Source organism: Methanolobus zinderi (assembly GCF_013388255.1).
In the GTDB taxonomy this organism is placed as follows: Archaea; Halobacteriota; Methanosarcinia; order Methanosarcinales; family Methanosarcinaceae; genus Methanolobus; species Methanolobus zinderi.
The window spans coordinates 664938-679844 of record NZ_CP058215.1; the positions used below are offsets into that span (position 1 = coordinate 664938).

13 protein-coding genes are annotated in these 14907 nt (G+C 48.4%); all 13 read right to left on the reverse strand.

Annotated elements, in window-relative coordinates; all coding sequences use genetic code 11:
- Nucleotides 1-6 precede the first annotated feature (6 nt).
- The gene (locus tag HWN40_RS03400) at nt 7-1197 is read right to left on the reverse strand and encodes an NAD(P)/FAD-dependent oxidoreductase (protein WP_176964438.1); all 1191 of its coding nucleotides are present in this window, start codon (nt 1195-1197) and stop codon (nt 7-9) included.
- A gap of 252 nt (nt 1198-1449) precedes the next feature.
- On the reverse strand, nt 1450-1761 hold the full coding sequence (rpsJ, locus tag HWN40_RS03405; RefSeq protein ID WP_176964439.1) for a 30S ribosomal protein S10: 312 nt from the start codon (nt 1759-1761) through the stop codon (nt 1450-1452).
- 34 nt (nt 1762-1795) lie between these two features.
- The gene (gene tuf, locus HWN40_RS03410; protein ID WP_176964440.1) at nt 1796-3064 is read right to left on the reverse strand and encodes a translation elongation factor EF-1 subunit alpha; all 1269 of its coding nucleotides are present in this window, start codon (nt 3062-3064) and stop codon (nt 1796-1798) included.
- 118 nt (nt 3065-3182) lie between these two features.
- Complete coding sequence (locus HWN40_RS03415) at nt 3183-5375, reverse strand: elongation factor EF-2 (RefSeq protein ID WP_176964441.1); 2193 nt, start codon at nt 5373-5375, stop codon at nt 3183-3185.
- A 44-nt stretch (nt 5376-5419) separates the two neighbouring features.
- On the reverse strand, nt 5420-5980 hold the full coding sequence (locus tag HWN40_RS03420; RefSeq protein ID WP_425487363.1) for a 30S ribosomal protein S7: 561 nt from the start codon (nt 5978-5980) through the stop codon (nt 5420-5422).
- 5 nt (nt 5981-5985) lie between these two features.
- A complete protein-coding gene (locus HWN40_RS03425) occupies nt 5986-6414 on the reverse strand; it encodes a 30S ribosomal protein S12 (protein ID WP_176964442.1) in 429 nt (142 codons plus the stop codon).
- 48 nt (nt 6415-6462) lie between these two features.
- A complete protein-coding gene (locus HWN40_RS03430; protein ID WP_176964443.1) occupies nt 6463-6888 on the reverse strand; it encodes a NusA-like transcription termination signal-binding factor in 426 nt (141 codons plus the stop codon).
- Nucleotides 6889-6904: 16 nt separating this feature from the next.
- Entirely contained in the window at nt 6905-7192 is a 288-nt protein-coding gene (locus tag HWN40_RS03435) for a 50S ribosomal protein L30e (protein ID WP_176964444.1), read from the reverse strand.
- A 99-nt stretch (nt 7193-7291) separates the two neighbouring features.
- Complete coding sequence (gene rpoA2 / locus HWN40_RS03440; RefSeq protein WP_176964445.1) at nt 7292-8434, reverse strand: DNA-directed RNA polymerase subunit A''; 1143 nt, start codon at nt 8432-8434, stop codon at nt 7292-7294.
- 1 nt (nt 8435) lies between these two features.
- On the reverse strand, nt 8436-11078 hold the full coding sequence (locus tag HWN40_RS03445; protein ID WP_176964446.1) for a DNA-directed RNA polymerase subunit A': 2643 nt from the start codon (nt 11076-11078) through the stop codon (nt 8436-8438).
- Nucleotides 11079-11089: 11 nt separating this feature from the next.
- Nucleotides 11090-12904, reverse strand: a complete 1815-nt coding sequence (gene rpoB, locus HWN40_RS03450; protein WP_176966260.1) for a DNA-directed RNA polymerase subunit B — start codon at nt 12902-12904, stop codon at nt 11090-11092.
- Complete coding sequence (locus HWN40_RS03455) at nt 12897-14498, reverse strand: DNA-directed RNA polymerase subunit B'' (RefSeq protein WP_246276015.1); 1602 nt, start codon at nt 14496-14498, stop codon at nt 12897-12899. The genes rpoB and HWN40_RS03455 overlap by 8 nt, the downstream gene beginning before the upstream one ends.
- A 140-nt stretch (nt 14499-14638) precedes the next feature.
- A complete protein-coding gene (locus HWN40_RS03460; protein ID WP_176964447.1) occupies nt 14639-14875 on the reverse strand; it encodes a DNA-directed RNA polymerase subunit H in 237 nt (78 codons plus the stop codon).
- Nucleotides 14876-14907: the final 32 nt, after the last annotated feature.

Genomic DNA, 14907 nt, shown 5'->3' on the forward strand with positions numbered 1-14907 from the left:
TCCTCCTCAGAATAATCCCTTAACACTCATGTCCCAGTGTACGTGGTAATACATACGATACAGGTACCATCCGAGTTTTGTTGGCTTAAAAGCTGCAGGAGGTACTCCGTATTTCCAGGTGGCAATATAGCCTTTACCAGGTGTGGTCGGAGTTTCGGTATCTGTTATGATCGGACATCCTGTTTCACCCTCATAAGATATTTCCATACCGTTGCCGTAGATCCGGTTAATCAGGTTCTGGCTCACAGCGATTGCCTGATAATGTGCTCCTATGCCTGTCTTGAGAATATCGGCGGGTCCCAGGTCTCCCAGTACGTATACGTTGTCGAAGTTTCCTGCCGGTCCCCTGTACTGGAGTGTGGCCTTGTCAGCAGGCAGCCATCCCTTATCATCTGTCAGGCCCGAATCTATCAGTGCCTGTGGTGCTTTGTGGGGAGGCACAGCGATAAGGAGATCATAATTGACCTTTTCCCCGTTCTTTGAGGTGAGTTCCTTATTTGTGGCATCCACACTCGCAAGCTGGAAGTTCCTGATGACCTCTACACCCTTTTCCTCGAATTGTCCGCTTACCATCTTATTGAACTCAGGTGGTCCTATGGGTTCCATGGGCCAGACAAGTGTCAATTGTACGTCATCCCTGTTCTTTTTCACATTGCGAAGATAACTGTCAAGCATAAAGGTGAACTTAACAGGTGCACCGGGGCACGGTATCGGCATGGAGGCAACAGATATTGCCACTTTTCCGCCATCCATATTCTTCACAAGGTCCCGCACCTTCAGAGCATCCTCTATTGAAGTATAGAATGTGTTAAGATCGTCAGCAAGCCCCGCAACTGCTTCCATGTCGGCTCTGCAGCCCATTGCGATAACAAGGTAGGTGTATCTGTATTTTTTCCCGTCCTTCACGGTAACTTCCCTTTTCTCAAGGTCCACTGCACTAACCTCTCCACCCTCTCCGTATATGGATTTCACCCTCGGGCTTATAAGTTTCTTTCTTGGCCGGATAATATCCTCCGGAGTATAGAGATCAAATGGCAGGAATGTAAAACCGCCCTGATTTATACTCGTTTTATTCTTATCGAAAACAACTATCTCAAGTTCATCCTTTGCGATTTTGTTCCTGAACTCTCTTGCAAGGATATTGGCCACAACCGAGCCGGCATAACCTGCTCCTAATATCAGTACCCGTTCTGTCATTATATAACCCCAATTAAATTGAGTCTTTAATTGATATATTAACTACGTTACTGATGTATTTTGACAGTTGTATTTAAGAGAATTGAAGTACGTACAAATATTGAAGATTTCAGAAGTTTAACAGTGTGAACGTAATCTTTAATCAAAGACTACCGTCTTCAATAAAAAATTCAAAAGAAGGGTTGGGGTGTTACAGAAAATTCTGTAACGTTTTAAGGTGTATAGTTATTGTAAACAATAACTATAGTGTTTTTAGTTCTGTAATACTATCTCAATGTTGATGTCCTTTGGGACCTGAATGCGCATGAGCTGCCTGAGTGCACGTTCATCGGCTGCAATGTCGATGAGTCTCTTGTGTACGCGCATTTCCCAGTGATCCCATGTAGCGGTTCCGTCGCCACTTGGACTCTTCCTGACCGGTACTACCATCTTTTTGGTTGGTAGCGGGACCGGTCCTGAGATGCTTACCCCTGTTCTGTCCGCAATTGCTTTTACCTGTTCGCAGACTCCGTCCAGGTTTACCGGGCTGATCCCTGATAATCTTATTCTTGCTTTCTGTGACATGTTCATCCCCTAAAAAAAGGAATAGTAGAGTGTCTTATTTCTGTTGGACACTCATGCACATGCCAGCTGCAATGGTCATACCCATGTCACGGATGGCGAACCTTCCGAGCTGTGGGATTTCCTTCACTGGCTCGATTACCATTGGCCTTGTTGGCTTTACGGTAATGATTGCTGCATCTCCTGCCTTGATGAAGGTTGGATTCTCTTCCTTGACCTGACCTGACTTTGGATCAAGCTTCTTGTTGAGTCCGAGAAGTGTACATGCGGTCTGTGCAGTGTGGCAGTGGAATACCGGTGTGTATCCTACTGTGATCGCGGATGGGTGCTGGAGCACTACGATCTGTGCGGTGAACTCGTCTGCAACTGATGGTGGGTTGTCGCTAGGACCACAGACATCTCCTCTGCGGACATCGTTCTTACCTACACCTCTTACGTTCCATCCGATGTTGTCACCAGGTGCTGCCTGTGGGACTTCCTCGTGGTGCATTTCGATTGACTTTACTTCTCCTGCAGTGCCACTTGGGTTGAAGACGACATTGTCTCCCTTCTTCATGATACCTGTCTCTACTCTGCCTACAGGTACGGTTCCGATACCTGAGATGGTATATGCGTCCTGTACAGGGATCCTGAGTGGAAGCTTGTCTGGCTTCTCTGGTTCCTGGAGTGCGTTGAGTGACTCAAGGATGGATGGACCGGTGTACCATGGTGTGTTCTCACTTGGGCCTGAGATGTTGTCACCCTCGAATGCTGAGGTTGGGATGAACGGAACATCTGCTGCCTTGAATCCTACCATACCGAGGAGCTGGCTGACATCCTTCTTTACCTGGTTGTACCTGTCCTCGCTGTACTGTGCTGCGTCCATCTTGTTCACAGCAATGATAAGCTGGTTGATACCGAGAGTCCTTGAAAGGAACACGTGCTCCTTTGTCTGGGCCATTACACCGTCAGGTGCTGCTACTACAAGAATAGCTGCATCAGCCTGGGATGCACCGGTGATCATGTTCTTTACGAAGTCACGGTGACCTGGACAGTCCACAATGGTGAAATAGTACTTGTCGGTGTCGAATCTCTTGTGAGCGATATCGATTGTGATACCTCTCTCACGCTCTTCTTTCAGGGAGTCCATTACCCATGCGAAAGCGAAGGATTCTTTTCCTTTCTCTCTTGCTTCTGCCTTGTATTTCTCGATCAGGTGAGCAGGTACTGCTCCTGTCTCGAACATCAATCTACCGACAAGTGTGGACTTGCCGTGGTCAATGTGACCGATAACCGCTAAGTTCATGTGTGGTTTATCAGCTGCCATTTTAAATATCTCCTTTATTGATTTATAATTACTTCAATTTGATTTGTCCTAATAGATGTTTTCACGTTTAAACCTTTCTGACGAAAGGGGGATTGCAGACGTGCTGCAGTTCCCACAATTACTGACTCAGGAAGTCAGATGCCTGTGGAAGCTCCTTCTTCAATCCCTTTCTCTCTCTTATGGAACCGACAATCTCGCTGTTCAGGTTTGCCGGCAATGTGTCAAATCCTGCGAACTCGGTACTCCACATCGCGCGTCCCTCGGTTGCGGACCTGATGTCTCCTGCGAAACCGAACAACTCTGCTACAGGTGCCTTGGACTCTATGATGGTCATGTCACCCTCTGCTGTCATGTTGATGATGATTCCACGACGTCCCTGGATCTCCTTGGTAGCTCCGCCCATCTGTTCCTGGGGTACCTGGATGAATACCTTCTGGTATGGTTCAAGGAGTGTGTCATCTGCCATGAGCATTGCAGCCTGGATTGCCTGCCTTGATGCAGGGATTACCTGTGCAGGTCCTCTGTGTACCGCATCTTCGTGAAGCTTGGCATCGACCAGTTTGACCTTTACGCCCATACATGGCTCTCTTGAGAGAGGTCCTGCCTTCATTACCTCTACGAATCCTTCAAGAATGAGTTCCATGGTTTCGTTCAGGTGCTGGATACCCTTGGTCATATCGAGGTAAATATTACTCTCGTAGATATCGACTATGCCCTTAGCTTCATCTTTATCCATGCCGGCTTCCATGAGCTTCTCTCTGCGCTCGAGTTCCGGCATGCGCATTGAAACCTCTCCACTGCGGATGAGTTTCCTGACATCTTCCTCGAGTGGTTCGACGATAACGTAGAATCTGTTGTGCCTGTTTGGTGATTTACCTTCAACAGGACCTACTCCACTGCGTATGGTTTCACGATATACTACGATCGGCGGGGTTGTTGTGATCTCAACGTTCTTGTCACGCTGGATCCTGTGGCCGATGACCTCAAGGTGAAGTTCACCCATACCTGCCATCAGGTGCTCGCCGGTCTCTTCATTAAGTGTGATACTGAGTGTGGGGTCTTCCTTTGCTACCTGTCTGAGTACGTCTACAAGCTTTGGAAGGTCCTTCATGTGCTTTGCTTCCACAGCTACTGTAACTACAGGTTCGCTGGCGTGTGTAATACTCTCGAACGGTGTCATTCCTTCAAGGGTGGTTACTGTTGAACCGACGATAGCGTCCTTAAGACCTGTTACTGCTGCAATGTTACCTGCAGGGATGTTCTCCACTTCGATCCTTTCCGGACCCATGAAGATACCTACCTGCTGGATCCTGTTCTTCTTTGCAGCACCTGATACGAACACTTCCATACCACGTGAGAGTGAACCACTGAACAGTCTTCCGGTTGCGACTTCTCCTGCGTGTGGGTCCATTGAGATGTCTGTGACCATGAACGCAAGGTCTCCTTCATCATCAGCATTCTTCATGGACTGTCCGATCTCGGATTTCCTGTCACCGTGCCAGATTACGCTGACCCTGTCTTCCTGTGCCTGGATCGGGCTTGGAAGGAACCTGATGACCATGTCGTTAACTGCTTCATGAAGCGGGCATTTCTCAGCCAGTGACTTCATGTCCTCGTCACGACAGAAATTGTAAACATCATTGAAACTGATGCCGGTCTTCTGCATCATAGGGACACTGATAGCCCAGTTGTACAGAGCTGAACCGAATGCGACAGTACCTTCTGCTGCGTCGACCCTCCATCCTGCCTTGTAGCGCTCTTCGTTCATTCCCTTGATGAGCTTGTTCACGTGATCGATCAGCTTACCGAGCCTGATCTGCATCTCCTGTGAATCGACCTTGAGCTCATTGATGAGACGGTCTACCTTGTTGATGAACAGTACTGGTTTTACGTGCTCCTTGAGTGCCTGTCTGAGTACGGTCTCGGTCTGTGGCATCGTACCTTCTACTGCATCGATAACCACTACTGCTCCGTCCACAGCACGCATTGCACGTGTTACGTCACCACCGAAGTCTACGTGACCCGGTGTGTCGATAAGGTTGATGAGGTAGTCATCTCCATCGAACTCGTGCACCATGGATACGTTGGACGAGTCGATTGTAATACCTCTTTCCTGTTCCTCTTCATCTGAGTCCATGAAGAGCTGCCTGCCTGCAAGTTCCTTTGAGATCATGCCGGCACCGGCGAGGATATTATCTGATAATGTGGTCTTACCGTGGTCAATATGTGCAACAATACCTATGTTACGAATCATTTCTGGTTCTTTCATAAGCGCTGTGACACGCTCAACCATCTTCTTTCTTCTACCCATGTTAATTACCTGAATCTAGTTTTGCCTGAAATAAAAGATCAGCGTTAACGTGCTGCCTTTGCTACTCTTTCCTTTGCATCTTTCCTGTTGATCGAGAAGCACTTGGCATCGCGGTTTGAAGCAGCGATAAGCTCTGATGCAAGGCAGGAGGCTGCACTCTTTCTTGATTTGTAAGATGCCTGGTTGGCACCCATTGTAATATATCTAAGTGCAGTGTCCACACGCCTCTGTGATGATGTGTCTACCGCCTTTGGTACGGATATACCACCGTACTTGAGCCTGACGACCTCTTCTCTTGGTCCCGCGTTGGCAATAGCCTCCACAAGTACCTGTACAGGATTCTTCTCTGTCTTTGAGTTAATGATGTCAAAGGCCTCGTCAACTATCCTGAGTGCGGTCTGCTTCTGGCCTGTGTTCTGCTCATTGCGCATTACATTGTTCACCAGACGCTCGACAATGGATATGTCGGACTTGTTGAACTGCTGCCTGGCATGCTTTCCATTGCTGTGCGGAAGGATCACAGGGTCTAAGTTCACATAGCTCTTGATTCCCTGATCTGCGACTTCGACCTCTGCGAAATCCCATTTGCCGAATAACTTGATCATATGAATTATCTCCTTGGTTTTTCTTTGCGGCCGATGACCATCTCATTGAGGGATACGTTGTTCACTTCGATGACCTTGAAACGTACGCCGGGGATATCACCCTTTGCACCACCCATGCGGCCACCAATCCTTTCGACTGTGACCTCATCGTGCTCATCAATGAAGTTAATGGCACCGTCTCCAGGGCAGAAAGCTGTTGCCTGACGACCGTTCTTGATCAATTGTATTCTTACACATTTCCTGATAGCCGAGTTCGGCTGTTTTGCTTCTACACCCACTTTCTCAAGCACGATGCCCCTTCCCTGAGGTGCTCCTCCGAGAGGGTCAGCTTTAACGTCAAGACCCAGTGCACGTCTGTTATATCTGGGGTCCTTCCACCTTGCATTCTTGCGAACGCGCTTGAGGGTGTGAGCTGCATATTTTCCATTTGGCATTAATTATGTCCTCCGATTATGTATTATTGTGAGTTGGCTTTGCAATTATCATTGCAGGATAACGTCATCTATATCATGATGCCTTTTAGCAACAAGCTTGACCTTTTCTATATTCTTTCCATTCCGTCCAATGGCAAGCCCCTTGTCCTTATTGGATACTTCTACATAAGCTAATCGCTTGTTGTTCCGGTTCACGATATTGACTGATTTAACAGTTACCGGGCCGAATGCATTTTTGATGAATGTGACAGGTTCTTCTGAGTATTCTACAAGATCGATATGCTTATCCACAGTTTTTTTCATCCGGTTTATGTGATCCCCGTTCTTTCCGATGGCAGCACCCATGTCGCCTGCCTTGATCACGTATATTATGCGTCCGTCATCGATTATACAATCCCTGACAGTTGCTCCGGTCAGTTTTTCAAATAATGCGATATATCTGATCCCTTCTGTAGACAGCTTGATCTCACTCAAGTAAGGCAACTCCCTTTTATGATGCAGCTAATATGTCAGATTCGCCACTGTCAAGAATGGCCATTGCTGCAATGATGAAAGGTTTACCGCATGCAGGTCCGAGTTCAGTGCCGGGGCCCGGGTAATTCAGTACAGGTACGTTTGTACTCTCAACTTTCTCTCTTATTTCCTGCGGACAGTTAGCCGCAAGTACTACCATCTTCGCTTCATTCTTCTCAGCAGCATCAACGGTCCGGTTAGAGCCGATAATGACCTTTCCGGTCCTGATGACCTTGATAAGTGCTTTATCAATGTTAATATCCATTTACATCAACTCATTTATAATCAATTTGAGATTTGTATTCTAATAAATGATTCCTTATATGTACTTTCTGGTTGTTCTTCCCAAGTTACATCATATTGTTTACCTGGAAATTAAGTGTACGTCGCCTGTACCGAGCTTAATAGGCTGTCCGACAATGATGTTCTCGGTCACACCGTTGAGCTCGTCCCTGTCACCGCGCATTCCCGCATCAAGCAGGTGATTGACAGTGACCTCGAAAGCAGCACGTGCGAACACACTGGCCTTCTCTCCGGAAATTCCGTGCCTTCCGATCTGCTTAACTTCACCGTCGGAACACATGATATCGGATACAAGCATTATGTGTCTGATGTCAACAGTAAGACCCTGCTCCGAAAGTGTGTTGGTTGCTTCGGTGATGATCGCATTCCTTGCGGCCTCGATGCCGAATACATCATAGATCTCACCGATGTTATTGGTGTACGTTCTTGTGACATCCACGCCCTCGATCTGGAGGACATCCTTTAGCTGTGAACCCTCGGTATAAAGGGTGTACTCCTCGCCATCCTTTCTGATAACTACCCTCTTGATACCTTCGATACCCTTGAGAGTTATATTGTGGATATTCTTTGCAAGCTGCAGAAGTTCCCTGTATGAAGGGGAATTCGGTGTCAGTATGATCTGGTTCTGGACATTTTCGGAAATCGTTACCATGACATCCAGTGAATCCCTGAGCTTGTCAGCGATATCATCAGCTGTGAGGGACCTGTGCATGAGTGTCTTCTCGTGCAGGTCGATGATAAGCTGCATGTTTGCAAGGTCAGTTGTGATATCTGCAAGGTGCTCGATATGTGTTGCCTCTATCTCCCATGCAAGCACACGTGCCATGTCCCTGTCAGTGGCATAGCCTTCTTCCAGTGCGATGGTCATCATCGGTGTGCTTGGCTGCTTTCTTGCATCCACGATCTCAATAAGACGGGGCAGTCCGAGTGTAACGTTAATCTCGGCCACACCCGCGTAGTGGAAAGTACGCATGGTCATCTGTGTACCCGGCTCACCTATGGACTGTGCGGATACTACTCCCACAGCTTCACATGGCTCCACACAGGCATACTCATAGCTGGCCATGAGGCGCTCGATAATATCCTCGAGCTCCTTCTTGGTTACACCGACCTTGATGGCATCTTCTCTCAGGGTCTTCTTAATATTCATAGGCAGATCCAATGGTTCGATCATTGAATCGATCGTAGCTTCACTGATGCTCATCTTATACCACCTCTCTTCCTGTCACCATCTTGACAAGATGGTGGACTGCTTCCGGCTTGCTGTAATCACTCTTTGTGGAGTCTATACCATCCTCTCCATACTTGAACTGTACAACAACACCACGGGTCTCGCGCACTGAACCGTCATACTGTACTTCAAGATCCTGCAATGCGTTTACAAGTCTTCTCTGGAGGTAACCTGACTGTGATGTACGGACCGCAGTATCCACAAGACCTTCACGACCACCGATTGCGTGGAAGAAGTATTCGGTCGGGTTCAGGCCGCTCTTATAGCTGGCCTTTACGAAACCGTGTGCGTCTGCTCCAAGGTCACCCTTGTCAAAGTGCGGAAGTGTCCTTCCCGAGTAACCTCTCCTTATCCTTTCACCACGAACCGCCTGTTGTCCTACACAGGCTGCCATCTGGGTAAGGTTAAGCATTGAACCCCTTGCACCTGACTTTGCCATCAGTACAGCAGAGTTCTCAAGACCAAGCTGCTGACCTGCAATGTTACCGGTCTGGTCCCTAGCCTTACCAAGTTCCTGCATGATCTTCATTTCAATTGTTTCCTCAAGGGTACGTCCCGGCAGTGGCTCAAGCTCCTTTGCCTCATAGGCTTCGATGAGTTTTGCGACTCTCTCTTCAGCTTCATTCAGGAGATTTGAGATCTGGACCTTTGCAGTGTGTGGAATGTCTTCATCACTGATACCGAAACTAAGTCCGGTCTTCATCACTCCTCGGATCGCAAGCCTTGTGAAGTCATCTACGAACTTGGCGCCGGCCTCGGAACCGTATTCCTTCATGACCTTATCAAGGACCTTGCCCTTGAAAGCACCGATTGCCTGCTCGTCAATGGTACCCTGGAGCATCTCTCCATCCTCTATGACAACATAGGCATCATATTCGCAATCCTTTTTCTTGCATGTCTCACACTTGAAACATGCCTGTGCAGGGAACTCCAGATAGAGTCCCTTCGGAAGGATCTGGCTGAAGATCTGTTTACCGTTCCACAGCGGTTCACCGCTTTCTGAATAGCTTGCAGGGTCCGGCAGGTCTCTGATATCGGATTTTCTGAGCAGCTCAAGCGCTGCGGTCTTTGTGATCGCGTTCTCGTTCCTTGTAAGCAGGAAAAGTCCTGAGATGTGGTCATGTATACCGCCGATGATCGGACCTCCGAAACGCGGAGATAGAATGTTCTCCTGAACCTGCATGAGAATACTGGCTTCAGCCCTTGATTCCTCGGTCTGGAGAACGTGCATGTTCATCTCGTCACCGTCAAAGTCAGCGTTGTATGGCGGGCATACGGCAGGGTTGAGCCTGAATGTCTTGAATGGAAGTACCTTGACCCTGTGAGCCATGATACTCATCTTGTGCAGGGATGGCTGCCTGTTGAACAGAACAATGTCCCCGTCCATGAGCTGTCTTTCCACTGTCCAGCCGACTTCCACTTTCTCGGCAAGCTCTTCCTTATTGATCTCGGAAACCCTGATACGCCTTCCGTCATCACGTATGACATAGTTGGCACCCGGATGGACCTCGTTTCCTCTTGAGACATACATGCGTAAAAGCTCGATGTTCCTGGTAGTCACTCTTTCGGGTATTGTCATCTGTCTTGCAACCTCGAAAGGTACTCCTACCTCGTTGATACTGAGATTCGGTTCGGGTGATACTACGGTACGTGCGGAGAAATTCACACGCTTACCTGAAAGACTTCCCCTGAACCTTCCTTCCTTACCTTTAAGACGCTGGGTGAGGGTCTTAAGTGGCCTTCCGGATCTGTGTCTTGCAGGTGGTACGCCGGATACCTCGTTGTCAAAGAAAGTTGTTACGTGGTACTGCAGGAGTTCCCACAGGTCCTCAATGATCAACTGTGGAGCACCAGCATCACGGTTCTCCTGGAATCTCTGGTTGATACGTATAATGTCCACAAGCTTGTGGGTGAGGTCGTCCTCACTGCGCTGGCCAGATTCGAGTGTAATGGATGGCCTGACTGTGACAGGTGGTACCGGAAGTACGGTAAGCACCATCCACTCCGGCCTTGCGCTTGAAGGGTCCATTCCAAGTACCTTTACATCCTCGTCCGGGATGTTCTCGAACCTGTCCCTTATCTCGGTCGGGGTCAGCTTGTGCCCGTCCTCTATATAATCACTGGGTTTCTCGAACTTAATCTCCTTCTGCTCAGCAGAACAGTAAGGGCAGACCTTTGTCTTGCGGGCTTCCTTGAATACCTCGTTCACGATGTCGTCCGGAAGATGTCCCATTTCCCTGGAATTGTCCAGCTGTGCAAGGAATTCATCCTTCTTGCCGGCTTCCAGAAGCAGTCTGCTACAGTTGTGGCAGATGGAACGCAGGCTCTTACGGATGGTCTTGTTGAATCCCACGTGGATCACAGGAGCAACAAGCTCGATATGTCCGAAGTGACCCGGACACTCGCCTGCACGGCTTCCGCACGTCTTACATTTAAGACCCGGGTCAATGACTCCAAGCCTGAGGTCCATGAGTCCCATGTCAATTGGATATCCGTCATCATCATAGGTATCTGCAGTGATGATGGATGTGACACTCATTTTCCTTACTTCGCGAGGTGATAACAAACCGAATTTGATAGCACCGACTCTTTTTGGAATTGATGGCAGATCTTTCATTTCATATCACCTCACACCGCGTCCTCGAGCTGCAGCCTGGGAGCCACACCAAGGGACTTGATCTCATCGAGTAGTAATTTGAATGCATAGCTCATTTCCACCGGATGGATATCAGTCTCAGCACCACAGTTCGAACAATATCTTACATTCCTCTTCCTGTCGAACGTGGCGATCATTCCACAGTGGCCGCATACAAGCTCAACCACCTTGTCCGATTCATCCAGTAATCTTTCCTTCAATGTCATTGCAGCACCATGGCCGATAAGCACATCACGCTCCATTTCTCCGAAACGCAGACCTCCTTCACGGGCACGTCCTTCGGTTGGCTGGCGTGTAAGCACCTGTACCGGACCACGGGACCTTGCGTGCATCTTTGATGCAACCATGTGGTGCAGTTTCTGGTAAAGGATAACTCCTACAAACACATCGGCCTGGATCTTCTTTCCGGTCACTCCGTCAAAGAATACTTCCTTGCCTGTGTGTGCGAATCCCTGTTCCCTGAGTCCTGCACGCAGGTCATCCTCATACTCTCCTGAGAATGCTGTTGCGTTGATACGTCTTCCTTCCATGGAACCGACCTTGCCACCGATCATCTCAAGCACGTGACCCACGGTCATACGTGAAGGGATTGCGTGTGGATTGATTACAAGATCAGGAACCATTCCTTTCTCAGTGAACGGCATGTCATTATATGGTACGATAAGTCCGATGACTCCTTTCTGTCCGTGTCTGGATGCGAACTTGTCGCCGATCTCAGGAATTCTCTGGTCTCTTATCTTTACTTTTGCAAGTCTGGTACCGTTGATGGATTCTGTGAGCAGTACGGTATCGACGATACCCTTCTCGTTGGAACGCATGGTAATTGCACTTTCCCTGCGCTGCTCTACGGTGATACCGAAGTCCGACTGTTCCTCAAGGAAACGCGGGGGACTTGTCTTTCCGATAAGCACATCATTTGGTCCGACGACTGTTTCGGGGTTTACGAGACCGTCGACATCGAGGTTTGCATAGGCTTCGGGGCTTCGTGCACCTCTGAACTCAGAGTCGGGGATCTCGAACTTGTCTTCCTGTCCACCGGGGTATCTTCTTTCCTCACCCTCAAATGTCCTCAGGAAGTGGCTTCTTCCAAGACCTCTCTCAATGGAACCCTTGTTGAAGACCAGTGCATCCTCAATGTTGTGTCCTTCGTAGGACATGACTGCAACGACAAAGTTCTGTCCTGCAGGTCTTTCGTCAAAATGAATAGCCTCACATGTCTGTGTCCTTACCATTGCCTTCTGTGGATAGTGCAGAAGGTGTGCACGGGTGTCCGGTCTGAGCTTAGTGTTGGATGTGGACACACCGATACACTGCTTTACCATCGCAGCACCCATTGTGTTACGTGGTGATGCATTGTGTTCTGGATAAGGTACCATCCCGGTACATATTCCCAGCATCAGGCCGGGGTTTATCTCCAGATGGGTATGGTTTTCAGTGACATCTTCTCCATAGAGGCCAATGAATGCATTTTCTTCTTCCTCGGAATCCAGATACTCGATCTTACCTTCGCTGAGAAGCTCATCAAAAGTCAGTTCTCCAAGAGCGATCTGTTCCTGTTCTTCCTGGCTTACAAGTGACTTCCCGTCCTCGACAACGATAAGAGGCCTTCTTGCACGACCCATGTCCGAGTTGATTATCACCTCGTGAATATCCTCATACAGGGTCACGTTGATCTGGCTGGAGATCAGCCCTTCTCTGCGCTGCTTCCTGATGCTTTCCACCAGTTCTACAGGATCTGTGTGTGTTCCCACAAGTTCTCCGTTAAGGAACACTTTAGCCTCATTCATCGACATTGCCTCCTATACTGTCATCGAGTGTATCTGAATAGTTCGCATACCCCAGCGGTTCTGAACTTTTTTCCTCTTCTTGTTCCGCAGGCTGGATATTGTCAAGTTCTTCAATGTAGTCTTCAAGTTCCCCGTCGTAGCCCGGCAGCTTCATACTTGTGGAATGCAGTTTGGTCGGTACGACGCTCAGATCATATAATATGTTCTTAATGACTCTGTCATCATCGGTACCTGTGGAAAGCTCCACCATCTGCGCAAAGTTCTTGACCAGTCCACAGTTAGGACCTTCAGGGGTTTCCGAGGGACATAGCCTTCCCCATTGTGTCGGGTGCAGGTCACGGGCCTCGAAGTGTGGCTGTGCCCTTGAGAGCGGGGAGATTACACGCCTCAGGTGTGACAGTGTTGAAATGTAGTCGGTCCTGTCAAGAAGCTGTGACACACCTGTCCTGCCACCTACCCAATTTCCGGTTGCAAGCGGGTGCTGTAATCTGTCAGTAAGCACATCTGCCCTTACAAGGGTGATAACATTTAGCTCACGGTTTCTCATATTTGCTCTTTCAAGCTGATACTTTACATCACGGGAAAGTCTGTTGAAAGCAACCCTGAAAAGATCCTCCATCAGGTCTCCTGTGAGCTTCAGTCTCTTGTTGGAATAGTGGTCCTTGTCATCCTCTGTCCTCTTTCCAAGGGCAAGTTCGAAACATGACTCGGCCATCCTTCCCAGGAAATTCGCCTTTGCCACTCTGTTCACGGGTTCGTTTCCAAGGTGTGGCAGGAGATATCTGTCGATCACGTAATTGGCACGCTTTATCTGGTAGTCCCTTGCCTGTCCGGAGGCCACACGGGAACCTATCTTCTCCATGGCTTCCTCCATGGTATCGACTTCTGCCTCTTCAAGGTTCTCGAACATGAACTTCATGATCTCGGGGTCGGTGGATACGATCTTTACCAGATCCTCGTCAGTCTCAACACCGAGCGCCCTCATGAGTGTGATAAAATTGACACGTCCTGATATGGACGGGAATGATACCTCCAGCAGTGACTTTCTTCCTCTTTCCACAACAACAAGTGCTCTGTATCCTCTCCTCTGGGAGAATACCTTTGCAACCTCTATGGTGTCACCGTATCTTTCTCCGAATTCGGTGAGGATCTTGTTCGGAGCAAGGTCCTCGAGCGTCATGACCACACGCTCGGTTCCGTTAACGATGAAATATCCTCCGGGGTCAAGGGGGTCTTCTCCGAACTTGACCATCTCTTCATCTGTAATGTCCTGCAGGTTACAGATATTGGACTTTATCATAACCGGGAGCTGTCCGATCTTTGCTTTCTGTGGTTCCTTTTCCTCTTCACCTTCGACCACACTCATCTGTAGGTAAAGCGGAGCGGAATATGAGAGGTTCCTGAGCCTGGCTTCGTTCGGATAGAGTCTTTCGATGGCTCCGTCAGCCTCTTTTACAATAGGGTTCTCTACCCTGATCTTGCCCAGCTTGATATATGTATCTTCAAGGTCCGTCTCAATTATTTTCTGTTCATCGATTATTTTCTGAAGCCCGCTCTCCAGAAACTTGTTGTAGGAATCGATGTGATGTTGCACGATCTTATCTTTCGTGAAAAATGAGTTCGCAATCTGTCCTTTACTTAACGCTATGATAGCACCCTCTTTATGCAATTAATGGTATAATGAAAAAAACATGGTGAAATGTCCTTGTGCGCTTGTGAAATGCATCTATGATCTCAAGCAATGACAAGTCGATAATAATACGCTTCCCCGGCGGTCTGGCTGTTTCGGGTAATCTTTACAACTTCCCCTGCCTGTGCTCCTATCTCCTGGATTACAGGGTCATCAACTTTGATCTTTGGAAGCTGTTCTTTCCCGATATTGTACATTTTTAAAACAGTTTTTAAATCTTCTTCCGACATGATCTCATGTTTCGGGATTAACTCATGGTCGAGCAGGCTAAACTTTCTCACTTATTCTCCTCCCTCAAAAATGTGAACGTGAA

Bases quoted from the DNA above. Each gene is read 5' to 3' on its own strand.
- HWN40_RS03400 (WP_176964438.1), bottom strand. From the start codon at position 1,197: ATGACAGAACGGGTACTGATATTAGGAGCAGGTTATGCCGGCTCGGTT.
- rpsJ (WP_176964439.1), bottom strand. From the start codon at position 1,761: ATGTCACAGAAAGCAAGAATAAGATTATCAGGGATCAGCCCGGTAAAC.
- tuf (WP_176964440.1), bottom strand. From the start codon at position 3,064: ATGGCAGCTGATAAACCACACATGAACTTAGCGGTTATCGGTCACATT.
- HWN40_RS03415 (WP_176964441.1), bottom strand. From the start codon at position 5,375: ATGGGTAGAAGAAAGAAGATGGTTGAGCGTGTCACAGCGCTTATGAAA.
- HWN40_RS03420 (WP_425487363.1), bottom strand. From the start codon at position 5,980: ATGATCAAGTTATTCGGCAAATGGGATTTCGCAGAGGTCGAAGTCGCA.
- HWN40_RS03425 (WP_176964442.1), bottom strand. From the start codon at position 6,414: ATGCCAAATGGAAAATATGCAGCTCACACCCTCAAGCGCGTTCGCAAG.
- HWN40_RS03435 (WP_176964444.1), bottom strand. From the start codon at position 7,192: ATGGATATTAACATTGATAAAGCACTTATCAAGGTCATCAGGACCGGA.
- rpoA2 (WP_176964445.1), bottom strand. From the start codon at position 8,434: ATGAGCATCAGTGAAGCTACGATCGATTCAATGATCGAACCATTGGAT.
- HWN40_RS03445 (WP_176964446.1), bottom strand. From the start codon at position 11,078: ATGAAAGATCTGCCATCAATTCCAAAAAGAGTCGGTGCTATCAAATTC.
- rpoB (WP_176966260.1), bottom strand. From the start codon at position 12,904: ATGAATGAGGCTAAAGTGTTCCTTAACGGAGAACTTGTGGGAACACAC.